The sequence below is a fragment of the Lacticaseibacillus saniviri JCM 17471 = DSM 24301 genome, from assembly GCF_001311785.1.
Taxonomy (GTDB): Bacteria; Bacillota; Bacilli; order Lactobacillales; family Lactobacillaceae; genus Lacticaseibacillus; species Lacticaseibacillus saniviri.
In genome coordinates this window covers 104,371-128,610 of sequence record NZ_BBBX01000002.1, presented here as the reverse complement: position 1 = coordinate 128,610, position 24,240 = coordinate 104,371, and the positions used below count along the sequence as shown (strand labels likewise).

At 46.2% G+C, this 24,240-nt stretch carries 18 protein-coding genes and 7 pseudogenes; 6 read left to right on the top strand and 19 right to left on the bottom strand.

The features are described from left to right. Nucleotides 1-10: 10 nt before the first annotated feature. The 7 genes and pseudogenes from JCM17471_RS02280 to JCM17471_RS02255 all read right to left on the bottom strand — a co-directional run bounded on the left by JCM17471_RS02280 (nt 11) and on the right by JCM17471_RS02255 (nt 8,534). A pseudogene (locus JCM17471_RS02280) lies at nt 11-1,008 on the bottom strand (ABC transporter permease). Further along, nucleotides 1,008-1,932: pseudogene (gene opp3b, locus JCM17471_RS02275) on the bottom strand (oligopeptide ABC transporter permease). The pseudogenes JCM17471_RS02280 and opp3b overlap by 1 nt, the downstream one beginning before the upstream one ends. A gap of 120 nt (nt 1,933-2,052) precedes the next feature. Next, entirely contained in the window at nt 2,053-3,681 is a 1,629-nt protein-coding gene (locus tag JCM17471_RS02270) for a peptide ABC transporter substrate-binding protein (RefSeq protein WP_054776649.1), read from the bottom strand. A gap of 285 nt (nt 3,682-3,966) precedes the next feature. Then, nucleotides 3,967-4,092, bottom strand: coding sequence for a hypothetical protein (locus JCM17471_RS15780; protein ID WP_263849382.1), 126 nt, complete (start codon nt 4,090-4,092; stop codon nt 3,967-3,969). Between the two features lie 191 nt (nt 4,093-4,283). Continuing rightward, a pseudogene (locus tag JCM17471_RS02265) lies at nt 4,284-6,262 on the bottom strand (KUP/HAK/KT family potassium transporter). A gap of 119 nt (nt 6,263-6,381) precedes the next feature. After that, nucleotides 6,382-7,558, bottom strand: a pseudogene (locus JCM17471_RS02260) (MDR family MFS transporter). 329 nt (nt 7,559-7,887) lie between these two features. Continuing rightward, a pseudogene (locus tag JCM17471_RS02255) lies at nt 7,888-8,534 on the bottom strand (NAD(P)H-binding protein). A gap of 193 nt (nt 8,535-8,727) precedes the next feature. Between JCM17471_RS02255 and JCM17471_RS14875 the strand changes: the two are divergent. The 5 genes from JCM17471_RS14875 to thiD all read left to right on the top strand — a co-directional run bounded on the left by JCM17471_RS14875 (nt 8,728) and on the right by thiD (nt 11,586). After that, nucleotides 8,728-9,036, top strand: a complete 309-nt coding sequence (locus JCM17471_RS14875; RefSeq protein WP_225354084.1) for a hypothetical protein — start codon at nt 8,728-8,730, stop codon at nt 9,034-9,036. Nucleotides 9,037-9,086: 50 nt separating this feature from the next. Next, nucleotides 9,087-9,563, top strand: coding sequence for a hypothetical protein (locus tag JCM17471_RS14870; protein ID WP_225354083.1), 477 nt, complete (start codon nt 9,087-9,089; stop codon nt 9,561-9,563). Then, nucleotides 9,556-10,260: a hypothetical protein gene (locus JCM17471_RS02245; protein WP_054776648.1), complete on the top strand. Its 705-nt coding sequence runs from the start codon at nt 9,556-9,558 to the stop codon at nt 10,258-10,260. The genes JCM17471_RS14870 and JCM17471_RS02245 overlap by 8 nt, the downstream gene beginning before the upstream one ends. After that, nucleotides 10,242-10,691: a hypothetical protein gene (locus JCM17471_RS02240; protein ID WP_162208331.1), complete on the top strand. Its 450-nt coding sequence runs from the start codon at nt 10,242-10,244 to the stop codon at nt 10,689-10,691. The genes JCM17471_RS02245 and JCM17471_RS02240 overlap by 19 nt, the downstream gene beginning before the upstream one ends. Nucleotides 10,692-10,764: 73 nt before the next feature. Next, the gene (gene thiD, locus JCM17471_RS02235; protein WP_054776646.1) at nt 10,765-11,586 is read left to right on the top strand and encodes a bifunctional hydroxymethylpyrimidine kinase/phosphomethylpyrimidine kinase; all 822 of its coding nucleotides are present in this window, start codon (nt 10,765-10,767) and stop codon (nt 11,584-11,586) included. A gap of 202 nt (nt 11,587-11,788) precedes the next feature. On the opposite strand, the gene JCM17471_RS02230 is transcribed toward thiD, so the two are convergent. The 5 genes and pseudogenes from JCM17471_RS02230 to mutY all read right to left on the bottom strand — a co-directional run bounded on the left by JCM17471_RS02230 (nt 11,789) and on the right by mutY (nt 15,363). Beyond that, a complete protein-coding gene (locus tag JCM17471_RS02230) occupies nt 11,789-12,301 on the bottom strand; it encodes a DUF308 domain-containing protein (protein ID WP_054776645.1) in 513 nt (170 codons plus the stop codon). Nucleotides 12,302-12,394: 93 nt separating this feature from the next. Continuing rightward, nucleotides 12,395-12,574 carry a hypothetical protein gene (locus tag JCM17471_RS02225; RefSeq protein WP_054776644.1) on the bottom strand — a complete coding sequence of 60 codons (180 nt, stop codon included), beginning with the start codon at nt 12,572-12,574 and terminating at the stop codon, nt 12,395-12,397. Then, nucleotides 12,571-13,248, bottom strand: coding sequence for an NAD(P)H-dependent oxidoreductase (locus JCM17471_RS02220; protein ID WP_054776643.1), 678 nt, complete (start codon nt 13,246-13,248; stop codon nt 12,571-12,573). The genes JCM17471_RS02225 and JCM17471_RS02220 overlap by 4 nt, the downstream gene beginning before the upstream one ends. Nucleotides 13,249-13,386: 138 nt before the next feature. After that, nucleotides 13,387-14,178, bottom strand: coding sequence for an alpha/beta hydrolase fold domain-containing protein (locus JCM17471_RS02215; protein ID WP_054776642.1), 792 nt, complete (start codon nt 14,176-14,178; stop codon nt 13,387-13,389). Nucleotides 14,179-14,275: 97 nt separating this feature from the next. Further along, nucleotides 14,276-15,363 (bottom strand): annotated as a pseudogene (gene mutY, locus JCM17471_RS02210) (A/G-specific adenine glycosylase). A 248-nt stretch (nt 15,364-15,611) separates the two neighbouring features. Between mutY and JCM17471_RS02205 the strand changes: the two are divergent. Then, nucleotides 15,612-16,247, top strand: a complete 636-nt coding sequence (locus JCM17471_RS02205; protein WP_054776641.1) for a hypothetical protein — start codon at nt 15,612-15,614, stop codon at nt 16,245-16,247. Nucleotides 16,248-16,786: 539 nt separating this feature from the next. On the opposite strand, the gene JCM17471_RS16355 is transcribed toward JCM17471_RS02205, so the two are convergent. The 7 genes and pseudogenes from JCM17471_RS16355 to JCM17471_RS16730 all read right to left on the bottom strand — a co-directional run. Further along, a complete protein-coding gene (locus JCM17471_RS16355; RefSeq protein WP_225354094.1) occupies nt 16,787-16,870 on the bottom strand; it encodes a putative holin-like toxin in 84 nt (27 codons plus the stop codon). 280 nt (nt 16,871-17,150) lie between these two features. After that, nucleotides 17,151-18,356, bottom strand: coding sequence for a hypothetical protein (locus tag JCM17471_RS02200; protein ID WP_054776640.1), 1,206 nt, complete (start codon nt 18,354-18,356; stop codon nt 17,151-17,153). A 159-nt stretch (nt 18,357-18,515) separates the two neighbouring features. Next, on the bottom strand, nt 18,516-19,022 hold the full coding sequence (locus JCM17471_RS02195; RefSeq protein ID WP_054776639.1) for a P-loop NTPase fold protein: 507 nt from the start codon (nt 19,020-19,022) through the stop codon (nt 18,516-18,518). A gap of 718 nt (nt 19,023-19,740) precedes the next feature. Then, nucleotides 19,741-19,902, bottom strand: coding sequence for a hypothetical protein (locus JCM17471_RS13850; RefSeq protein ID WP_156321559.1), 162 nt, complete (start codon nt 19,900-19,902; stop codon nt 19,741-19,743). Between the two features lie 12 nt (nt 19,903-19,914). After that, the gene (locus JCM17471_RS02190; protein WP_054776638.1) at nt 19,915-21,747 is read right to left on the bottom strand and encodes a DNA topoisomerase; all 1,833 of its coding nucleotides are present in this window, start codon (nt 21,745-21,747) and stop codon (nt 19,915-19,917) included. Between the two features lie 381 nt (nt 21,748-22,128). Then, nucleotides 22,129-22,272, bottom strand: coding sequence for a hypothetical protein (locus tag JCM17471_RS14535; protein ID WP_164479304.1), 144 nt, complete (start codon nt 22,270-22,272; stop codon nt 22,129-22,131). A gap of 86 nt (nt 22,273-22,358) precedes the next feature. After that, nucleotides 22,359-22,925: pseudogene (locus tag JCM17471_RS16730) on the bottom strand (SbcC/MukB-like Walker B domain-containing protein); the annotation flags it as partial. Between the last annotated feature and the right edge of the window lie 1,315 nt (nt 22,926-24,240).

Sequence of the window (24,240 nt, the reverse complement as noted above, 5' to 3'; positions counted from 1 at the left end):
ACTTGCACCTCTATCGCTGACTCTTAGGATCAAAGGCATCGCGCAACCCATCGGCTAACAGGTTAAAGGCGAGCATCAAGACCACAATGACAATCGCTGGATAAATCAATTGATATGGTTGCACCTGAAGTACTTTTTGACCATCAGATAACAGTGTCCCCAGACTCGCGGTTGGTGCTGGCAAGCCAATCCCGATATAACTCAGGAAGGCTTCAAAGAAAATCGCGGAAGGAATGGTGAACATCGTTTGAATAATAATGATGGAACTCAAGTTAGGCACCAGATGCCGCCATGCAATGCGAGGCCCGGATTCGCCGACCGTCTTCGCGGCCAACACGAATTCTTGGTCACGCAGTTGCAAGGTTTGCGCCCGAATCAGTCGGGCCATGGTAATCCATCCCGTTAAGGCAATCGCCAAAATGATGGAGGTCAAACCGGGCTTGAACACCAATAACATCAGGATTGCAACAACCAAGTTAGGCACAGAGGACACGATTTCGATAATCCGTTGCATCACGGTATCGACACGGCCACCGATCCAACCAGAGATAATCCCGTAAGTCACCCCAATGGTCAAATCAAACAGGGTGGCGATGAACGCGATAAACAATGACACCCGCGTCCCAACGAAGATCCGTGATAACAAGTCACGACCCAGATAGTCCGTCCCGAGAACGAACCAAACATTCTTGCCCAAGCCGGCATAGCGATTGGCCCCGTCTTGATAGCCATTGAAACCAGGAATCCCCCAGTTAGCAATCTTGGGTGGCAAGTTCGCGTACGCCAGATTTTGTTTGTTAGGGTTTGCCGGTGAAACAAAATTGTGATAATCGAAATCACTGCGATTGCAATGATGATCCACATTGAAATCGTTGCGGCCTTATTTTGCCGCAAGCGCCGCATCGCGTCCTGAGTGAAGGTCAATGCCGGCGTATTAATCTTTTCTTTTTCAGATGAGTCGACCGTTACTCGCTTAAACAAGTTCGGCGAAAGTTTTTCATCAGCCATTAGTTTGCCTCCTCGTTCAGACGAATTCGTGGATCGATAATGCCGTACAAGATATCAACAATCAGAATAATAACCGTCAACATCAATGAGTACAGAATCGTCAGTCCCATGATGACAGGATAGTCGTTTGTGGTAATCGACTTAACGAATTGTTCCCCAATACCAGGAATCGCAAAGACATTTTCAACAACCAGTGAACCGACCATCAAATCGACGGCCATGGGTCCAATAATTGTCACGATGGGAATCATTGAGTTCCGCAGGGCGTGGCTTGCGACCGTTTGCCAACGCGTTTCACCCTTAGACCGGGCGAGTTCGATATAATCTGAGCTCAACACATCGATCATCTCGGTCCGCATGAACGCGCGGTGTTTGCCAGTGGCGCCATGGCCAGGGCAATTGTTGGTAGGATACTGGATTGGAACCCATCCCACAGTGCAATTGGGAACAACTTGAGTTTGTAAGCCAAGAAGAACTGCAGCAGTGCTGCAAACACGAAGTTAGGAATCGAGCGGCCAAGGATGGCAAAATCGTTGCCACGGCATCAACCCATGTGTTCTTCCGGATGGCCGCAATCGCACCCAGCAAGATCCCAAGCAAGGTCCCAACAATCATAGCTTGTGCCCCTAATTGTAAGGAAGGTCCGATCCGTGACGCGATGAGGTAGGTCACGGACTGCCCAGCAAATTGGAAAGAGGTTCCCATGTCACCATGCAACAGCCCGACCATGTAGTTCAGGTATTGTTGCCAAACGGGTTTGTCCAACCCATATTGGGCCTTCAAGGCCACAATTTGTTCAGGTGGCAATTTGGGATTATTAAATGGTGTCCCTGGCAGTAACTTCATTAAGAAGAAAGTAATACTTGCCACCAAGAATAGCGTCAAGATCAGGTAACCCAATCTCTTTAAGATGTACTTTATCATAGCTAGCTCCATTCTCAGTCAAGAGTAGACCGTTCCAAGGTCCGATATCCGCAGCTTCTCTGTTGTTAAAACAAAAAGCGAAACTCATCAGAATCAGAGTCCCGCTTTTTGTTGAGGCGATTACTTCAGATAAGCATTTACAAAGTTGTACATGTTAGCTGGGCTGTATTGCAGGTCCTTGATCTTAGAGTTGACCAAGTGTGTTTGGGCCCGTTGATAGATTGGGATAATCCCTTGTTGTTCTGTTAAGATTTCTTGCGCCTTCAGTAAGGCATCCCAACGCTTTTCAGGATCGGTGGCGTAAGTTGTCTTGCTGTCTTGGATCAGCTTGTCGTATTCCGCGCTGCCCCACTTACCATTGTTGTAACTATTGTTGGAAGTGAATAAGTCGAGGAATGTGATTGGATCTGGGAAGTCAGCACCCCATGCGGAGATAACTAAGTCGAATTGACCATTTTGTGAACGTGTCAGACGTGTCTTGAATGGCACTGTGCTGATATTAATCTTCAGGTCTGGTAATTCTTCAAAGGCACTCTGCATGTATTCAGCAGACTTCTTGGCAACATCAGTATCATCTGTTAAGAGTTCGAGGCTCAGTGACTTGGTGTTGGTTTCCTTCAAGCCTTCAGCCCATAACTTCTTAGCTTCTTTGTCATCGTACTTGGTGTACTTGGCAGTTGATTCAGCGGCTTCCTTGTTGAAGTCCTTACCAGTCTTAGGATCCTTAGCAAGACCTTGTGGCACAAAGCCGGCTGCTGGAATTGAGGAATCGTTCAGCACCTTGTCGATGAATTCCTTACGGTTGAGGGTCATTGATAATGCTTGACGCAACTTAGCATTCTTCAAAGCTGGCACTTTCTTCTCGTTCATTTCTAAGTAGAAAGTTGTAGCTTGCTTCAATGCTTGTGCTTCCTTCATGCTCTTAGCTTGAGTGGCTTGGGCACCAGTCAAGGCGGCATCATCCAACTTGCCGGATTGGAACAAGTTCATGGCAGTTGATGGATCCTTGATCACTTGAACGTTGATCTTATCGAGCTTTACGTTCTTAGCATTCCAGTAGTTCTTGTTGCGCACTTCGTTCCAGGAATTGCCGGTCCCGTTCCAGTTCTTTAAGATGAATGGGCCGTTAGAAACGATGGCGTCTGAAGATGTCCCGAACTTCTTGCCTTCCTTCTTAACCACTTTTTCGTTTTGTGGGAAGAAGACTGGGTTGACCATCATCGTACCGAAGTAAGGCATTGGCTTATCGAGGGTAACTTCAAAGGTCTTGTCATCGACAGCCTTCACACCTAATGTATCAGGTGACTTCTTGCCGGCAATGATGTCGTCAGCGTTCTTAATGCCGCTGTATAAGTATGCGTATTGTGACTTGGTCTTTGGATCGATTGACCGTTTCCAGGCGAAGACGAAATCTTGCGCGGTGACAGGATCACCATTGCTCCACTTCGCATTCCGCAATTTGAAAGTATAAACAGTCCCGTTAGCAGTTGGTTCAACAATGGACTTTGCCATTGCTGGTTCTAAGTCAGAACCTGCATATCGATAGAGACCATCCATTGTATCAACTAATGCTTGCCCAGAAATGGCGTCTGTGACAACTGAAGAGTCCATACTGGAAATAACGTCGCCTTCCATTCGGCTCCATGTCTTTGTTGAAGAACTGGAATCACTCTTACCGCCACACGCTACCAAAATCAAAGCAACGGCGACAACACTCGCGATCAGTCCAAGTTGTTTTTTTACTCGCATTTACTTTCCCCTCCATCGATGTTTTAAATGATAATACATTAGAGATGGATTAAAGTAAATAGCTTTTTCTTAGAAATGACGCGTTTTATTTCAAAGTTTTCATGTTTAAAAAGTCACAGAAAGGTCACAAATGCCGTTACATAGGGCTTCGCATCTCTTCTCAATTACTCACCAAATTAGCAGTATCGTTTTTAAAAATTTTTGCTTTTGATCAGTTGTGTCGACAAAACCCCTGAAAACCAAAAACGCGTCATCTCCGATAAGTGAGATGACGCGTTTGTTTGCTTATTTATGCTGTAATTGCGCAACAGCCTGCTCAATCGTCCGGCCAGTCCCAATATGGTTCTGGTTCTTGACGTCAATTGCGAGGAACTGTTGTGTTTGCATATCTAATTGAATCCGATAGGTCATAGATATCAACCTCCATCCTTAAAATACTTGCGATGGTCTCTCGGTAGCGATTCATTAACTATACTCACTTTTTGTTAGTATGTCAAGTTTCGCTCCGCGCTTTGTTTGGCCATGTAAAGAATATACGAAAAAAAGAAGTCGTAACGCAACTATTTAGTCTCGTCACAACCTCTTTTTTGATATCGCTACCATTAGCTATCTTGATTTGTCTCTCTGCGAGTCAGTCGCACTTGCGGTTCCTTACCCAGAATCAGTGGGACATTCTCTTCAACCACATCCGCATATTCAAGACCGAACCACTTGGCTGGACTTTCGGTGATGTGCTTCAAGAATAAACGCGCTTGAATGAGCGCCTTATCCATGGGTCTGATGCGCGTTTCTGGTGAGAGTTCCTCGTTCAAGAGAACAAATGACCAGTCGCCAACGTTGCGATCAGGCATCGTGGTGTACTTTTGCGGTTGCTCTTCCAGTTCACCATTGCGCATCATGTCGGCCACAATCTGGCGCAGGAACACATTGATGCGCTGCTCAACCCGGAAGCCCAAGTACAGCTGTACATTCACCACGTTCTTCGTGCCATAGGTATCTGTGGTGTATGTTGCCGTGTAGGGTTCATCCGTCACGTTCACAGTGACAAACCAATAAGTGTGGGCCCGTTTTGGCCGCTTATCGAGAATAGAATAGAAGATGGTTTTAGGCACAAAGTGATCTTCTTCTACCTGTGTCATATACACCAGATTAGTGGCGTATGTTGGGAAATCATTGTCGTAGCAAAGTTCTTCGAGTTGTTTCTTATACGAAAGGATTGAAACCTTCTCGGAGCGGAAACTGTTCGCCTCTTGAACCTGACTGCCGTATTGCCAGATGAACATGACAAGTAAGATGGCCGTGGCGATCAACGCGGTCATGTAGCCACCGTGCATGAACTTGGCCGCACTTGAAATGAAGAAGACCGTTTCGATGGCACCGAAGAAAAGTAACACCAGGTGCGAAATCAGGAGCGGTACTTTTCTGAAGCGCAGGTATTGATACAACAGAATTGTTGTCATCAACATCGTGACAGTGATGGCCAATCCATATGCCCCTTCCATTGCGGTAGAGGTTTGGAAATGCCAGATAATCACTAAACACATGCCCCACAGAATCATGTTTACAACGGGAATGTAGAGTTGCCCCTTCATATTAGTGGGATACACGATATGTAAACGTGGTAAGAATTTCAGCTTCATCGCTTCAGCAACCAGCGTGTACGAGCCAGAGATCAACGCTTGTGACGCGATAATCGCGGCAAGTGTCGCAATGGCAATCCCAAATAACCGCACGTTACCAGGCATCATTTCAAAGAAAGGATTGAAGTCGGCACCGTATTGCGCGTGACTACCTTGTTGCTGATTCAACCAGACAATCTGGCCAAAATAATTCAGGACCAAACACAAGTTGATGTAGGGCCAACTACCATAGATGTTATCGCGGCCCACGTGGCCCATGTCTGAATACAGCGCTTCCGCACCAGTCGTCGCCAGGAAGACACTGCCCAAAATGAAGATACCGGCATGATTGTCGGGATTAAACAAGACTTCAATCGCGTAATACGGATTGAGTGCTTTGAGCACGGAGAGATCTTGGACCAAATAACTGAGGCCAATCACGCCCAAGAAGGTGAACCAGACCAGCATGATTGGCCCAAATGCCTTCCCAATCAACTCCGTCCCGAAACGTTGAATCAGGAACAAGATACTGATAATGATGACCGTCACCACAATCACCGTATCCTGCGAGCTAATCAGCGTGACATCGCCAATCTTGAGATTCTTGAGCCCCTCAATTGCGGTGGTCACGGTCACAGCTGGCGTCAACATGCCATCTGCCAGCAGCGCCGCCCCACCAATCATCGCGGGGAAAACCAGCCACTTGGCACGCTTTCTGACCAAGGTGTATAACGCAAAGATCCCACCTTCACCATTGTTATCGGCGCGAAGAGCAATCAGGACGTATTTGACCGTTGTAATCAGCGTCAATGTCCAAAAATCAATGAGACTGAACCCAACAAGAAGTGCTGATCAATCTGATTCATGCCACCGTTATTACCGACAATGGATTTCATGACATACAGCGGGGAAGTTCCGATATCCCCGTAAACAACACCCATCGAAATCAGCAGGCCAGCCATCGTCAATCTCTTTTGCGATTGCCCGCTGCTTTAATCGTCTTCAAATTGGCACCACCTTTCAGGATTAACGCCTTTTGTTATACGGCTAATGACACAAAATAGCAATCATCTTCCGACACTTACATTCGCCGACGAATGGCGCGTGCTTTGCGGTAATTCATCGCAAAGATTGCCACCGAAATCAAAATTGCAAGCGTTGAACCGATGAAGAGCGTTTGGTAACTAAATCCTTCAATCACTAACGCCCCAATCAGTGGGCCAAGTGCGCGCCCAATGGACGCAAACACTTGAACAAAACCCTGATAGCGTCCTTTTTGATTGGCCGGTGAGTACATTTCGACAAATGTCGACACTGCCGGCAGTGCAAGGATTTCTCCCAATGTTAGCACACCCATCGAGGTCAAGAACAACCAATACTGCTTGGCCCAGATTAACACCAAGAAGGCCGAGGCAAACAAGACAAAGCCCAAATTGAGCCGAAGATTGATGTGCTCGAGCAACCAGTCATCAAAGTGCGTCAAGACAGGCTGGAAGATGACAATAATCACGGCATTAAAGGTCCACAGGAAGCTATAATCCTTAACGGTCATGCCCAGATGTAGCATGTAAGTTGAAATGTTGCTCTGCCACTGTTCATAGGTAATCCAGGTGATGAGCAATGTGATCAATAACAAAATAATCCGTGTCCGATAAGGATTGACCTCTGGTGCCCCAGCTGCCTTGACCACCGTTTCCCGTTTGGTCGTGGTGCAATCCGATAAAAAAGTAAGGCAACCACAAAGAACAGCGCAAAGAGCGCAAAGGCCAACATGAAGAGATACGTAATTCCGAGCGGCAAAATGTAGCCAACCACCAACGTCCCGATAACTAAGCCGAGGTTTGACATGAAGTACAAGACGTTGAAAATATAGCTGGGTTTGCGACTCGTCACGATGGTCGCATACGAATTCAGCGCCGTCACTACGATACCGTTCCCGAAGCCCAAGCCGATGAGCAGCAGCGCATAGGTCGGCCAACCGTGCCAAAAATCAACGCTGCTGATGCCAATGTATTGATGGCAATCCCCATTAGAATCGTTGGATACGGGCGCCACTTATCAAATAAGTAACCACCCGCGTAATTACCAACCACCATGAACATGGAATAGAGGAATAAGACAATCCCGGACACCGTCAGTGATTCATGCAGATATTCATGCATGTAAATTGTAGTGAGTGGCCAGATGAAGCTTACCCCAGTATTGGTGACCAAGGATCCCAAAAACAACCATTTCAACTTTAATTCCTTTTGCTGCAACTAATCGCCTCCACTATTGCGTCATATTAAAAGCCGGGCCTGGTTGGGGCTCAGCTTTTCATCGTGCTTTCGAATAGTCTCACTCTAACCAATTCGCACAGAGAGTTCAACCACTCTCAGCAAACAAATTGTTTTGTTTCACGAAGTCATGGTGAAATCGTCATAGAATTTTCACATTTATTCGATAATCTAAATACCGTAGAGATAAGCAATCCAAACAAACTTGATTTCTTCATTTTACTCCTCCTAAGTAAATACAATTCGGTGTTAACACACCCAAATCAAGTAAAAGAGGCCACGTCGGTAAGCGTGGCCTCTTTTTTATTCTCTTACTTATCACGGACTGTGAAGCGTTGCTTAATGTGTTGTGGGTGCTCGAGTTCGTCAAGAATGGCTGCGGCCATGTTACCGGTTGAAATCTGGGATTGCCCCTGATCATCCGCTAATAAGGTGTCAGTGCCCATCACATACCCTGTCTTGGGCCCCGTTGGGAAGGCTTCACTCGGTGAAACACCAATCCAGTTCACGTTTGTGACAGTTTCCAGGAATTGCCATTCTTGGTACTGGAAATTCGCGCCATCATACCACGGTGCCTGTGAGGCTTCTGGTGGGAACTCCTCAAACATTGGCTGTGAATCGCCAGGCATCTTGAGACTCGCACTCCCCAAAATAAAGACAGCCAGTGTTGGTGTGTTGGCAAGAATCTCAATGATGTGCTTGGCAAAATCGAGATGCAGATAACCTAAACCGGATCCCCATGGCACACTCAAGGCATCCACCACGCATCAAAACCCGCCAGATCCGCTGTTGTGACATCTTGTGGCGCCTTCACCAACAATGGTACATCGGGTGCCAAACGCCGGCGCGCAGCCGCTTCATCCCGCACAATTGCGGTGACTTGATGGCCCCGCGCAATGGCTTCTTCAACAATCACATGACCCGCACGGCCACTACCGCCAAATACTGCAATCTTCATCTCATCGTCCCCTTATCTTCTTGGGCGTTGTTTGAAAGCATCACAATTATGGGATGTTTTCATTGTTCACGCTTTCCTACTATTATCTACCAGATTCACGTTTTGAGCGAATAAGTTGTCTCAAAGGTTTCCGGCAGCGGTTCAGTGCGGTACACTAGGAATAGTATTTCTATCAATTCGAGAGGTTGATTATATGTCAGTAGAATCCAGTTTACATTACCAGCAACAATTCTTTGAACGTTTTAATAAGGCGTGGGAAGCACAATCAAGCTTCCAACTTTACCGCGGCCTCGATACGACCGCAGATAATTTGCGTTTACCAATTACTGAAGCACCTGGATATGTGTTAGCTTACGATAAGGGCGCGCAAGAAGAACTGCACGATTTTCTTCAAGCCCGATTCGTTAAGTTTCTGCGTAGTCACGTGCCTTTTTTGAAGTCAGTGATGATGGTCATGTTTACTTTGGTGACTGGTACCACCGGCGCGAATTCGGTGAACTGAGTGTCTTCAGCCGCTCGATTGTTCAAGTCACCGATGAAGAACAAGCTATTTTGCCACAATTGCAAGCCTTCGCAAGCGATCCTGATAATTATCTCGATAACCAAATCGAAGCCATGCGCAAGAGTGTTTATAGCGAGGTCAACCACCTTCAGAACCAGTTAGAGAGCGATACCGCTACGACACAAGCACAAGACAGCGATAGCAGCACGCCAAACGGTGGCGGCTTCCGCAGTCTGCTCAAGACGTTCATCGACCCCACTGAAGAGGAAGAAGAACAAGTTGAAGCACCTGAACACCATGAGAATCAACAATTGCGCCAACAATTCGATCATATCAAGGCGGATGCGGACCGCACCTTTGACGCCAACAAGCGCCAGTTACAGGTTTCAGCCGCCATCACCCGATATGAATATCAAGCCGTGATGTCTACCTACAGCTCTATCGCGCAATTTGAAAACATCCTGGGCAATTTGAAGGAAGACTTCATGCGCGCTTTAGAAGTAGAGGGGGACAATCAACATGCTTAACTTACGCGATTCTAAACTCAAATCAATTTTGACATCATTGTTAACAGCGAGTGAGGCTCGTGAACAAGTGACGAACCACTGGCAAAATGCGCAAAAGAGTTTCAAGTCTTCCCCACTCGTTAACAGCCAGGCAGCCGAAACAAGCTTGCTGGCGAGCTACACCGATCTGTTGGGTGACAAACTCTATCAGGCACTCACTGAAGTCAGTGGAGTCAGCGCTGATTTTCTCGATCGCATCTGGATTGAGAGCGCCGCTAATACACCCGAACAATCCGGTCTGAAGTTCAATCTCGAAACAAAGACCGGCACACTGGGTCTCTTCAGCGTAATGAACCCATTGAGTGACGATGGCCACTTGGTCTCTGAAAACTTGCCAACACTCCTGCAAATCACGGCTAAGGATGCTGAATTAGTCTTTACACAAGCGGAACTCGATCAACTCAGTACCATTATCAAGGTGCTCTACACCGCTGACTATCGCTTCTTGAGTATCGATGACACGGTCTTACAACCTATCGATCAACTCAGCTTCAAGACCAAGTATGACAACACCCAACCCCTCACAACGACAGTTCACGTCGACGAACCCGGCAACGTGCAACTCAGTATGGACATCGATCCTAACGCCGTTGTTGTCGCTATCAAATTCTCGATGACGCCGGTCACGACTGGATGGACTTGGGTACTGAAGATTTGACTAAGACCACGTTCAGCTGGGCATCAACAACTATCCCGGACGAATTAGTGGATCACAATTTGACCTTACAACTCAACTTGCGCTCCTCAAACAATTCACCAGCACTCGACGAACTCTTCGTCACTGCCTCCAACAATGCCATTTTGATGCGGCAATTGCCTGGCAACGGTCACTATGAATTGGTCTTACCAAACAAGCAGCCATTAACGGTTCAAGTCGATCCTAAGAGCGATACTTTGAAGCTCGGCTATCCAGAAAACACGATTCAAATCATCGAATTGAATAAACAATATCCGTTTATTGGTGACTGGTTGAAGCAAGTCTTGCCAAAAAACCAGCTTTTAACTGAAAACACGTGCAATTTGACCAATCAGCCCTTACAATTAAATCAACGTCCGACTCGCCCACTCAGGGTTAATGGACAAACATAGAGGTTGTGACAAACCCATTCAGCTTTGTCGCAACCTCTTCTTATTAATCGGCAATAGCCTAGGAGGAACGTCTATGGCAAACGAATTTCCACAAGTGGTCACAATTGGTGGCTCAGATAGCGATGGCAGCGCCGGTATCCAAGCCGATCTGCACAGCTTCTTCATGCGCGGCACTTATGGCACAGTGGTGTTAACCACCGCTGTTGCTGGTAATTCCTATGGGATTCACGACAGTACCTTGATTCCGCTCGATTTCATCGATCACGAATTCGATGCATTGGCGGATGATCTTCAGATTCGCGCAGCAAAAACTGGTATGTTGGCCAATTCTGAAATGATCAGAACCGTTGTCAAAAACCTTAAGAAGTATGATTTCGGTCCACTCGTTCTCGATCCCGTCATCATCACCAAGCATGGTGCAATGTTGTTGGAAGAAGAAGCCTTCGAAACGTTGAAGAATGAACTCGTGCCATTGACGACTGTGCTCACCCCAAACTTCTATGAAGCGGAACACATCATCGGCGAAACCTTGGATACGGACGAGAAGATTGTTGCGGCAGCTAAGGCCATGCAAGACATGGGTGCCAAGAACGTGATGCTCAAGGGCAAGCACGTGCCAGGTGAACAGACCGAAGTACGCGATTTTGTCTTATTGGAATCCGGCAAATCCTTCTGGTTAGCCGAGCCTTATCATGAAACGGATCGGGTCAACGGCACAGGTGACTCACTGTCCGCCACCATCGCGGCTGAACTTGCTAAGGGCAACACAGTGGAAGATGCCATCCGCATCGCTAAGCGGTTTGTCAATCAAGCTATCGGACACGAAATTCAAGTTGGTCACAAGTATGGGCCAATCAACCATTGGGCAAACCCATTGGTCAATCCAGAATATTAAGAGTGCGACAAAAGGCGCTCAAAACACGAGGATTAGCAATCGAGTACTAGCGAGCTTTGAACGTAGTGCCAGTCATGGCACGAGCGAAAAGTAGCTAGACGGAGATTGTTGGGAATGTGAGCACGTTTCATCATACAAAAAGGAGTTAGTCACAACACCAATGATGTTGTGACTAACTCCTTTTCGTTTTAATTCTGAGTGATTATTTGTTCCGATACGTCAACCAGCCGAATAGCTCAGTAATGGCCATGACAACCAGGAACCCACCAAAGATCCGGAAAGCCAGGATAGCGGCGCCGAATGGGTGGAAGAACAACAGGACGCCTGCGATAATCACCAAGATACCATAGAGAATAGCCGGAATCGGTGACACATTGACGAACTGCTGGTCACGTCGCGCACTGACGACATGATTGATGCCATAGACAACCAGCATGATGCCCAGAATCCATGGCAATGCCGCCACAACTGGTCGCGAGAGCAATAGCACTAACACCGCGGCGACCAACAAACCGGTACCGCTCATCGTGCCATAGCCACTGCGGCGGCCGTTAGCAAAAGCCGTAATAGCGCCAAGAATCAACGCGCCGGCAATCAGCCACACCACAACACTGAAGACACTGTGTGGTGCGATCACAATCCACGCCCCAACACCCAACATCAACAATGAGCGAATCCACGCGGACCGTTGCAATTGTTCATAGAAAGATTGCATATTCATAACCCCTTTTTGTCTCACTTAATAACCTAAGAATAGCACAGTCAAGCGCATTCGCCCTCGGTCAAAAGTGTGATTTTCACATCGGCCTCACCACTGCTCATGATTCCAAGTGCGACCATCGATTTCACCTTCCGCCTGTTCAAGGCGCTTTTGCTGTTCCTGAATGAAGCGATTCAACTCATGATAAAAGGCCTGATCGGGATAACTCTTGGCCTGCTTCTCCAAATCAGCCACCTGTTCGTGGAGCCAGTTTTCAAGGTCATTCATTCCGATTCCCCCGTTTTTAATTCACCTAGCGTCATCTGTAGCCGCTCCAGTTGCTCTTGTCGTTCCATCAATTGATCCACCAGCAACTGCCCACTATCGCTATTCACACGTGATTGGAGCTGCGTCAAAAACCATTCCGCGCGTTCGTTAAAGCGCTGCGGATGGGCCACCGTCAGATACTGTTGATAGCGGACCAGCAAGGCTTGATGTTCCGCTTCCGTTTGATAATCAAATTGAGGAATGGTCAGCGGTGGCATCAACGTTAATCCCGTTTTGTGGGCAAGAGCGCGATACGGCGTCAACAATTCACTCACACTAAAGCCTTCCGCCCCACCAATTTGATACGCTGCTAACGGCTGACTGAAGCTAATCACAAAACCCAGCTCTTTGCCCTGCAGCAAACCACCGGATTCGTTATAGGCCACTTGCTTGAGCCACACGGTGTCCAACCACAGCTTGAGTGAGGCCGGGGCACTGTACCAGTACAATGGGAATTGAAAGATCAAACGATCAGCCGCCTGAATGCGAGTGGCTTCGGTCTGGACGTCAAAATGCGTCTGGGCATCGAGATGATACCACGTGACATCGTCTAAAGGTGCCGCGCTCTCTTTTAAGAATTGTTGCGTATTGGATTGCTCGAGCTTGGGGTGACTGACAATAATTAACGTTCGCATAGACATACCCTCCTGCTGTTATTTTACCAGAGTGCGCCCACTTGACGGCATCAATGAGTTTGAACAATAAAAATGAGGTTGTGAGTCACCCATCTGGGTCATCACAGCCTCATTTTTTCATCTTATTAGAGAGCCAAGTTAGACTTCAAGATATTGCTTGTAGAATGCCAAGGTGTAATCCCAAGCCTTGTCCACGTAGCCTTCAGCGTGCTTGCCGCCGGTGACAAACTGCGTCATCACTGGGACGTTTGCCTTCGCCAAGGCATCCGCTAAGCTGGTCACACCACTTGTTGGAATGATTTCTTGCAGGGAGTTAGCCAGGTACATTGGGCCAGCCTTCTCGGTCACCCGCTTGAATGGTTCCACATCATCGAACTTGGTCTCGTCGCTATCGACATAGTTCAAGATGAACCACTTATAGAATGGATCGTTGCGGCCGCCTTGGTCAATTTGGGCACTCGCTGTTTTGACAAAGTCAGTGTGGGTGTCAGGTTGCGCCACAACATCTGGGTGGGATTCAAACCAATTCTTGATATCAAAAATCCCGGACCATGACACGGTTGGAATGCCTGTTGCCAAGCCGACATCAACGGACAAAGACCCACCGGCACTGGAGCCAAAGACCGCAATCTTATCGCGATCAAAGTCATAATCGGATTCCTTCAACCACGAATAAGCTTGGAGAACATCTTCACGAGCAGCAGGGAAGAAGGTCTTCGGTGCTAAGCGATAGTTTGGTACAAAGACAACAAACCCCGCTTCTGCAAACCGTTCAGCCATTGGCGCTTCCTTGGACTTATCGCCACGGAACCAACCGCCACCATGAATGTCCAAAATTGCCGCATGATTTGGGTTGTCCGGTACGAACACATCCAACGTCAAATTCAAATCTGGTGAATAGACCACATCGTTTGTCACAGTTACTGCCATGATAATCCCTCCCAAGGTTAACGCGTTGCACATCACGTGAGCACGTTTTCAATACCTCGAGTATAGCGCTAAATGGTTCAAGTGGTATCAGATATGCTCACTGAATCCCCAGTGCAGCATTCAGCTTCTTTTGAACCGTCGGCAGTGCCACGCGATCAAAATCATTGACCCATTGTGCTGGCAGGTAATTGAGCGCGACTGGCTCACTGTCAGCGGCCAAAATTGTCAGTTGCCATTGTTGATGTGTGAAGGTGTGCTTCACCATTTTGACCCCCGCATCGGCGAAGGCCACGTTTAACCCTGTGCTCGCCGCGAATTGGTCAGCGGCTAACTGAATCTCATCGGTCATCAGTGTGGTCTCCGCCAGCTCGTCGCGATTAATCAATGGCATCATCCACAGGTCGGCCAACAAGCCCGCGCTAGGCCGCTGCTCGAGTAGCCACCCGGCCTCACTATGAATCGCCAAGGCGAAGTAACGTTTCACAACCGGCTTTGCTTTTTACTTTTCACCGGATAGGCTAGCACCTCATCATCCAAGTAGCTCTGGTCAAACTGTGCCACCGGCGAGTGTGCGGGATCGGGATCCTTGGCACTCATGTATGTGGAACCCAGATCCATGACCGCTTGGTTGAAGTCGCCTGGTCGGTCCTGTGGCAAAACGGCGCGAATCACCTCATCAAAAATCTCACGGCTCTGTGGCTTAGCAATATCCGCATCGATTTTGAACAGACGCGCAAAGACACGAAAGGCATTGCCATCGATAGCCGGTTCCACTTGGTTAAAGGCAATGCTAGCAATCGCCCCCGCAGTATATGGTCCAATACCGCGCAATTCTTGCAATTCCTTAGCCGTGTGCGGCCACTCACCATTGTAATCGGCCATCAATTGTTTGGCTGCACCTTGCAAGTTCTTCGCTCGTGAATAGTAGCCAAGGCCCTCCCACGCTTTGAGAACATCCGCCTCATCCGCTTCAGCTAGCGCCTGAACGGTCGGAAATTGACCAATGAATCGCTGATAATAGGGAATCACCGTCTGTACTTGCGTTTGTTGCAACATCAGCTCGCTGACCATCACATGATAGGGATCGTGATCCTGCCGCCATGGCAAGTCCCGGCCCTCTTGGTCATACCAATCAAGTAATGCCTTCTGAAATGCTTTAATTTTTGCTTGCGACCATGTAATCATGTCTGCCACCTTTTCTCTGATATCGTGCTTTCCATTATACATGAGTGGCCGACGTTGGTGATGCGCGGTGAGAAAGTTTTCGAGCCGCTTTCTAATAACCAATGCAGCCAAAAAATACCTATATAATATTATTAATATATTAGAAATGGTTAATGTTCTTTTGACACTATACAGTATCTATGTGAAGCTTATTAGCGTTCTTGGCTAGACAAAACTCATGGCCACACTTGGCGAATAGGAGACTTCTGATGAAACGACGAACTAAGATTGGCATCGGCTGTATGACCATCCTACTGATCCCTGTACTATTTTTGATTGGCCTCTCAATAACCGAAAAGATTCAATTGCACATCAGTCAAACTAAGGCAACGCAAGTGATTAGCCAGCTCGTACCTAAAGAGAAGCAAATTATTATCGAAACTCGGTCCCATCCTGGCGGCATGCTTGACCTCACACCGCCAGATACCTATGTCACCACCGTCACAACACAAAAGGACTACGAACTCTGGAAAAAGCTCGTGCTACAGCATGGCCAGCTATTATCGAGTGATCATTTATTACCTGATGGTACCGAACCATCAAATTTAAAAGCATTCGTTAAGAATATTAAGCATTGTGAAATCAACTACGAGTCGGAGCAATCAATTGCCAACTCAAAACCTGATATGACAAATTTAGATATGGGTTTGGGTTCCCAAGCCTACTACATCTATCCTGATCCCAAAACGATGAATCCCAATCTAACACGATTTTCTAAGACATGGCAGGGTTCGCTGCAGATTATGTATGATCACTTTGCCTACCTGCCGTCTAATACTGATCTTGTTAAAAAATGGCGATTCCCAGCCAACGCTGTCCAGGATTTAGCAGGTGAACGTAAATAATTGTAGCCTTCTTAATTATTCGAAATTTTCCCTTTAATTCAACTATACGAAGAGCTCTACTCTCTAAGGGACTGTCATAACCTGGCACAGCCAAACGAATAAGTCTGCAATATACCTAGCCTATCAAATGGTTTATCAACCCTTGCATCTTTTTAAGCTATACTTGTTAATCCAAATTTTGAGATCAAGTGCTGACTCCTACGTATCCTCACTCTCAACTTATTAGTCTCATTTCTAATGTATAAAGGACTCATTTAAATGACTTAGCGATTTATCAAATGTAATTTGCAGTCAAAATAAAGATGATTGAGTGTACTCAAATGCCTCACAACGCTAGAATGTCGACTATATTTTGTTTTTACTATCCTATGTGCTACGATCAAGCAGCGGGGACTGTACATCTTTTTTAACCCGTGCTAAAATGAAGACATAGAAAAAGACACCGTGTTGGTCCACGATGCCCTAGCAAATCGCTTTGTGGCGACTAGCTTCAACAATTATACTTTAAGCAATAACCGTGTCAGTTAGCTGCCGAACGGTTATTTTTTTTCGTCGTTTTTCATGATCGTGGCCACGAGGGTTCCGAACATAATCATCAACGTTAATACCTGATAGGTATCCATTCGCTGAAAAACCGACTTTCAAAAAATTTTCCATAGGCATCACCTCAATGCGTTTCCACGTTGAAACTAGCCACCGTCCAATTTGCTATGATAATTTTACCAAACATTCAACTAAAAATCATCGAGGATTTCAGACCTGCTCTGACTTGCAGCAGATCGCCTGTATACTTCATTTTTATGATATTACATCTGTTTCCTATACAACAACTGCTACAACGCAGCTGATACGCTCGTTTTTCCGTTTACGTCAGCTTATGCGAACGTGTAACATTGGGACATTCTAACTGAACTCATAGTCCGGTGCTTCTATATATTCGGCATTCATTTCTTTTGCAATTTGTTTCAATCTCGGCTCAATACGATTCTTTGCCGTCTTTGTCATATCAATAATTCTGATAGTTACAATGTCTTCAATTCGCTGATCCGCTCTAAATCCTGGACGACCAATGTCTATTAGCCCATCTTGTTCAAAAAGTTCCAGGTACCGTTTAGAGTCAAGCTCCTTCACAACATCCCATTCACGCTCATTCCAGTAAGTAATGGATTTTTTCGGTGAACCCTTTTGTGACCAGTGCGCAATGAACATCAATATCATTACTTGAGGTTCTTCAAATGCTTGAATGGTTTTCTTATCGAAGTTTTTAGGCATCAGTTTAGCTTGCATAACATACTCATATAATGTCTCGAATTTAACAATTTTCCCTTCCAACAGAAACTGACCGTATTTTGAGACTTCCAATCCTGTTTCTGCTAATTTGTTAAACCATGATCGAGCTGATTCTTGGCTATTCTTTTCAAAAATACTGCTCTGTCGCAAAATCAGATTATATATCCCAGGATATTTATTTTCTTGTGGCCACAGTTCAACCACAGTTTTAATAAGTTTAGTCTGTATTTCCGAGGGTAAATCAACGTAGCCTTCAACAATATATGCTTGGAAGTAAGGTCTAGATTCAAGTGTGCTTTGCTCAAATATCGATTCAATCGGAATTTCCTTGCCTAATTTGTTCAGATATTCAAGTTGCGAAAGTGAACCTGACTTCTCGAAAATAAGGTATGCTTGAGGATCTTGATGGTACGGTTTTGGAGCCATGTCACCATTTTGGGCCAGAACTTTGCGGAAATTTTGTCTTAAAGTGGGATTAAGATCGCTTAACTTTTTATTATCTTTGTTGAAATCAAATCCACTCAATAATAATTGGTACACATCTGGGTGAAATAGAAATACGTAGATGATATACAGTTGAGTGTCCGTTCTAACCTTACCCACTTTGGCATTGTGAAAGAAAACAAAATTCACCTCGTCGTTAAATCTTTCTCGATCTCTCAAAGTTCTAAATTCTTCTATACATATGGTTTCAAGGTTTTGTGCAGCTGGTGTCCAATTTGGTAGAACAGTGCCCAATACCGCATAATATTCGTGCCAGATCGATGTGGGTTGCATTGAGTAAGGCATTTCGAGAGTTACATCTATAATCTTTTGCATGTAAGTGTCATTACCCAGATCTATTTTATTTTTATCTCCGACAAAACTATGGGGAATTTTCCCTTTAAATTATTGAACACCTTATAGGCATCTTTTTGCTGTTCCGGACTAACTCGATCAAAGTCATCGAAAATCAAAATTTTATTTTCTTGTCCGCATCTAAGTTTCACAAGCCAAAATACAGACTGTCTTTTTTATTTGAAATCGATTCAGCACCGTTCCCGCGACTAGTAGTCCGATTACTCCCCAAGTAATGAAAAGATTCTGTTTGGGTTTTGCGACGTAGTATTGTGCAGCCCAGGCGTATCCACCCACCACTATTAACGCAACAATCCAACCAATTCGATACAAGACGGGATGTAATTTCTTTGCTATTAGTTCTAATACAGTTTGATTATCTGTTTCTTCCCATAGATTAACCATTATAAACTTCTTATTCTGGAATGCTTTCCGGGTTTCATTTAAAAGACTGGTTTTGCCTGACCCCCAAGGCCCATTTAAAAAATATGTTCTTTTGTCTTGGATTTGTTGTTGCATCAGTTTGCCATTGTATGTCGTGTCTATCCCTGGCACCTGCACATTGCCCTCATAACCCAAAACATTATCCGGATTAATATACAAACTATTGTCTTGTATTACCTTGCTTTCCCTGTCTGCGCTTTCCAAAATATATTCTCCTTTAATTTTAAGAAATCATTCTTCCTAAGACAAGTATACATCATACTAAAGCTTTAATATCACAATAAGTTATCAAATATGGTATATTGAATCGAGCATGTATTACTTCTAAACTCTCTCTTCCCCCGCAGCTTTATTTAGACTTTCGTGATCTTTTCTGCTGTATATCCATCATTAAGTCTCAGTTGTCACCTTCACTATTAGAAGAAACATCTTAAAACATAGCAATGTGTTAAAAATTTATAATTGGGCACATAAAAAAGCAACGTGCTGACTCACGTTGCTTCTTTCAATTTTTCCAGTCCCTATACCCGACTGTAACCTGCATATGTTTGCGGGTTACGGTTATTTTTTGCCCGAAATGTTAATATTTCAATCACAAGCTCGGCAAAACTGACCATTAACAACAATGCATTAGATATGCTCACATGTGCCACCCCCTCTCAACAAACTAACCGTATCACCTTGATCCATTAACGCAAAATAAGAGTTGCTTCCCAAAAGTTTCACTTCTTGTAGCTTACTTATAATTAGTGCTTTCCTCCTTCAGGCATGAGTATAGCACGAAAAATCTATTGAACTGAGTGTGTCACAATCAGCACAAAAGTGGTCATCTTCTTGATACTACGTCCAATAATAATTAACACGGACACACAAAAAGCGCACCTTGGTCAGCAAACAATGCTGACCAGGGTGCGCTTCTTAATTAATCGGTTCTTTCCATGCCATCACGACGAATAATACGTCGTTGTTGTTCTAAACGTTGTAATCGTTGTTGCTCCTGCTTTCTTGTGCGTGCAGCTCGGTCTCGTCTTTCCTTAGTCATTGCAATATCACGCTCTGGGCGCTTTAAAATATGGTCAACCATTATCAATCACCATTATTTCCCTTTCTTTTCAAATTCAAACGCGGTTTTGAATTCTGAATTTAGCACGATAAATGCCTTGAACGTGCTACCTTTGCTGCTCTTTAAACCCGTAACAAGCTTTGTTGTACGCCCGTTATCAATCAACTGCTTTACCTGCGTGTCGGTCAACTTCTTATGTGCGACTTCTGGCCATAGCATGAAGTCACAATCTGGATTAGTGCAGTGATACGCTCGTGAGAAAACAATATCGCCCTGGTGACATTTAGGACATTTGCCAATCATCGATGCGGCCAGATTCTTCTGCAGTAATTCATCATCAAGTGGACGCTTCTGTTCTGTTACCAATTCTTCGCGGACAAATGCCTTAATATCTGTCAAGAAGCTCTCCGGCTTTTCACGGTTTTCCTCAATCTCTTTCAGTTGATTCTCCCAGCTGGCAGTCATTTCTGCGCTACCAAGCTTTGAGTCTTTAATCAGCTGATACATTAGCAAGCCTTTGTCTGTCGGCTCATACTTATTTTTAGTCAACTTCATGTATTGCCGATCCACCAGAGTTTTGATGATATTTGCCCGTGTCGCTGGCGTTCCCAAATTCAGTTTTTCCATGATTGAATTTTTACCACCCAATGAGCTTGGTGTATAAGCCTTTTGTGGTTGAGTCTGCTTTTCTAACTGATCAAACTCAAGGTAAACTGTCTCTCCTTTTTCAAATTCCGGTAGCTTGCCTTTATCCATGTCTGTTTCATTTTCGTCCTGATCATCTATTTGGACCTTTTTCCAACCTAGATTAGTTTCAACATTCCCTGTCGCACTGAATTCAAGAGCATCTGCATTGATTTTGACCTCAGTTCGATCGTATTCACGATCTGGGGCAAACATCATAAGCGAGCGTTGCGCAATAGCGATATAAATATTGAGTTGGTCTTCTGGTAACTGATCCAACTTAGGCAACAAAGTGGTAGGTAATAAGGCCGAATGGGCCTTATAGTCACCAACATATTTCTTTCGTGGTTCCGAATTTTTCAACTCGACATCTAGGCCCAAAAGAGTCATCAATTCTGGTGCACGCTTTAACATCTCGTTAAATTCCTCGGCCGATATTAGGCTTTCTTCCGTTCGAGGATAAGTAACAAAATTCGCGTCATATAGCGCCTGCACAAGCTCTAAAGTCTTGTCGTTGGTGTATCCCCAATTAGCATTTGCAAACGACTGGATACCCGCTAAATCAAATAATTGCGGCGCTGACTGTGTTTTATGTTCCTTCAATACGTCTCCAATTTCGGCAGTGTAAGGTGTGTGCAGCTTGTTTTCTGCCATCACACGCTCTAACTCGGTCTTTGATGGAAACTTTTCCTTGGTTTTAAACGTCACCTTAATCCCACTTTTTTCTGTTTTGGCTTGTAATAGCCAGTAAGGCACTGGCTTAAAATTGTTTCGATCAAGTCGGTTCTTGGCCACTAATGCCAGGACCGGCGTTTGGACACGACCGGCACTATAAACTTCGTGATTCAGACCCGCATGCGTTGCCTTTAATGTAAATAAACGGGTGAAATTCATGCCAACCAACCAATCAGAGATTTGACGTATTCGGGCTTCTTGGTAGTAGCTATAAGTCTCTGCAGCGTCTCTTAAAGACTTAAACCCAGCTTGGACGGCTGAGGGGAGATTAGAGTTGATCCACAAACGTTTAGTGATTTTGTCGGTAGCACCAGCTGCCTTGATGATGGAATAAGCGATATTTTCGCCTTCACGGTCCGCGTCAGTCGCGATAATGATGCTGTTTGCTTGATCAAAAACAGCTTTGACGTGCTTGAACTGTTGCCCTGCGGTTCCGCCGCGGATCACACTCTTAAATTTACCAGCGATTCCATCTATAGCTATCGGCGTTGATATTCATCTCACAAAGGTATAATGCATGCGTCAACAAGGTTATTGGAGGGGTATTATGAACATTCTCATTGGTATTTTGTTTTTGTGATAGCTGGTTGGCAATTTTTTGCTGCCTATCGCGCTTTCCATCAAGTTCGGACAGAAGGTAACGCCTCAACGTCACCATTCATCGGTTGGGGACTGTGGTCAGGTTTGATTTTCGGAATTATCTTACTCGGTGCCGGCATCAGAATACTCATGATGTAGGTAGCACAAAAATAAAGCGCGAGCCAACACCATCACTGGTTGTGGCTCGCGCTTTATTTTGAGAACGTCTACATGCACATTCTCATATGTCTAGTTTTCTTTTTCTAAGCGGTCTGCTTCGGCATCAATTGTTGCGAATCCGGACATGCCAGTCTTCTTTGGGTGCTTAGCAGCATCGGCTTCAGCCTTCTTGGCCATTGCCTTGCGCTCTTCCTTACTGAGTTTGCCTGCCATTAGATCTCGCCTCTTTTGAATTGAACTTAAAGGGCAGTGATTAACTCTTCACTATCTGTTATAACACTCTTTTATTAAAGTGCCAATCAAATCAAATGACGCACCCGAACCCGGCTGGTACCGTCGCCGACCGGTTCCACATTCAGCTGATCACGAATCCCCGTGCGGAGCTCATTCACGTGGCTAATGATACCAATCAAGCGGTCCTGACCCTCGATGGTCTCGAGGGCTTCAAGTGCAATCGCCAAGCTATCGGTATCGAGTGAGCCAAAGCCTTCATCCACGAATAACGCATCGATATGGATGCCACCGCTCTCTTCCTGAATCACTTCGCCCAAGGCCAGCGCCAGGCTCAGTGCGGCGATGAAGCTCTCACCACCGGATAAGGTGTGTACGGAACGTGTTTCGCCAATCTGATCATCATAGACATCGATTTCCAGTCCTGAGTGATTGCGCAGACTGCCCGCTTCAGTGTGCAGAACGAATTGATACCGCGATTGCGTCAACACAGAGAGCCGTTGATTGGCCACCGTCAGCACTTGTTGCAAGTAGGTTTGTAACACATAGCGTTCCAAACTGATCTTCTGTTGTCCCGTCCCCGCCATCACATCGATGAGACCTTGCAACTCCGCGGCAGCCGCCATGGCACTCTGTTGTTCCGCCATCAACGCGGCCAGTTCCTTGGCTGTTTGCGTATCATGCCGCAATTGTTCTTGGGCCTGATACAGGGCCTGCTGGGCACTTTGTTGTGCGGCATCCGCGTCATCTAGCGCTTGTTGCATGCTTGCCAAGTCGACCGGTTCACGGTCGGCAATGCGCTTCACGGCTTGTTCGAGTTGGGTTGTCAGTTGCACCTGCTGATCGTGATAAGCCTGCAGTTGCTGTTGCATGGTTGGTAATTCAGGTAACTGCGCAAGTAAGGCAACGAAATCGTCTGAATCAATCTGCGCGTCGGCTAGGGCCCGGTCAAAGTCAGCCGTTAACTGCGCGATTTGTGTCTGCAGTGCGGTGTGTCGTTCTTGCTGCTGGGCCAATGTCGCCTTAGTTTCGGCTAACGTCACCGAAACATCTGCGAGGTCATTTTGATTCGTGGTCACAGCAAGCTTTGCGGCCGTCACATCTTGGCTGACTTGGTCGAGCTCACTTTCGATTTCTGGCAGTGTCCGCCCCAGATCGGGCAGATTCTCGCGATGCATCGTGAGTGTGGTCGTTGCCTCGGCCAAATCGCGGTCAAGCGTGGCCAGTTTGGTCTGTAATTGCGCCGCGTCTGTCTGTAGCCCGTTCAGCTTACTGGTCAAATCGGCGAGTGTCGCAGTCAGTTCGGTGTGCTGCTGCCGCACATCACTAACTGTTTTCTCGGTTGCCTTCAACTGGCGATTGAGAGGGGCCAGCTGCAGGTCTGACGTGAAGGCGAACAAGTCCGCCTGCTCATCTTGCGCTGTCGTCAGCGCTCGTTCACGTGCCGTCTGTGACTCCTGCAGCGTGGCCATCTCCTGGGCAATGCTATCCAAGCTCGTCGTCATGGTCGTCACTTGTGTCTGCGCTGCCTGGCGCTCGTGGTCTGCTGCATCCACTTCCGCTTGCGTAACGGCTGCTTCGGCCACAACGGCTGGATGCGGATGGTCCAAGCTCCCACACACGGGACATGGGCTGTTGGGACTGAGCTGATCGACAAGTGAAGCGATTTGGGCTCGCAACTGGATATCACGCAACTCTTGATAGTGCTGGTCAGCCTTTTTCAGTGCCGACTTGGCTGCTTCAAGTGCGGTGATCGTGGTTGCTTGACGTTGTGCCAGGGTATCGAGTTGATCGACCCCGGCTGCCAAGTCACGGTACTGTTGCTGCCACTGCGCCACAAACAAGGTCTGCGCCTGCAATGTGGCCTCTTGATTTGGTAACTGTAACGCTGTCAGTGCTGCTTGCGTGGCTTCAATCGCTTGTTGGGTGGCTTGTTGCTGGTCAGCATTC

Excerpts from the sequence above, each read along its gene's own strand:
- JCM17471_RS02215 (WP_054776642.1), bottom strand. The coding sequence starts at position 14,178 with ATGGCAGTAACTGTGACAAACGATGTGGTCTATTCACCAGATTTGAAT.
- JCM17471_RS14535 (WP_164479304.1), bottom strand. The coding sequence starts at position 22,272 with ATGGCAGGCAAACTCAGTAAGGAAGAGCGCAAGGCAATGGCCAAGAAG.
- JCM17471_RS02225 (WP_054776644.1), bottom strand. The coding sequence starts at position 12,574 with ATGAATGACCTTGAAAACTGGCTCCACGAACAGGTGGCTGATTTGGAG.
- JCM17471_RS15780 (WP_263849382.1), bottom strand. The coding sequence starts at position 4,092 with ATGACCTATCGGATTCAATTAGATATGCAAACACAACAGTTCCTCGCA.
- JCM17471_RS02220 (WP_054776643.1), bottom strand. The coding sequence starts at position 13,248 with ATGCGAACGTTAATTATTGTCAGTCACCCCAAGCTCGAGCAATCCAAT.
- JCM17471_RS02230 (WP_054776645.1), bottom strand. The coding sequence starts at position 12,301 with ATGCAATCTTTCTATGAACAATTGCAACGGTCCGCGTGGATTCGCTCA.
- JCM17471_RS14875 (WP_225354084.1), top strand. The coding sequence starts at position 8,728 with ATGTCAGTAGAATCCAGTTTACATTACCAGCAACAATTCTTTGAACGT.
- JCM17471_RS02270 (WP_054776649.1), bottom strand. The coding sequence starts at position 3,681 with ATGCGAGTAAAAAAACAACTTGGACTGATCGCGAGTGTTGTCGCCGTT.
- JCM17471_RS16355 (WP_225354094.1), bottom strand. The coding sequence starts at position 16,870 with ATGGATACCTATCAGGTATTAACGTTGATGATTATGTTCGGAACCCTC.
- JCM17471_RS02200 (WP_054776640.1), bottom strand. The coding sequence starts at position 18,356 with ATGCAAAAGATTATAGATGTAACTCTCGAAATGCCTTACTCAATGCAA.
- thiD (WP_054776646.1), top strand. The coding sequence starts at position 10,765 with ATGGCAAACGAATTTCCACAAGTGGTCACAATTGGTGGCTCAGATAGC.
- JCM17471_RS13850 (WP_156321559.1), bottom strand. The coding sequence starts at position 19,902 with ATGGTTGACCATATTTTAAAGCGCCCAGAGCGTGATATTGCAATGACT.
- JCM17471_RS02205 (WP_054776641.1), top strand. The coding sequence starts at position 15,612 with ATGAAACGACGAACTAAGATTGGCATCGGCTGTATGACCATCCTACTG.
- JCM17471_RS02245 (WP_054776648.1), top strand. The coding sequence starts at position 9,556 with ATGCTTAACTTACGCGATTCTAAACTCAAATCAATTTTGACATCATTG.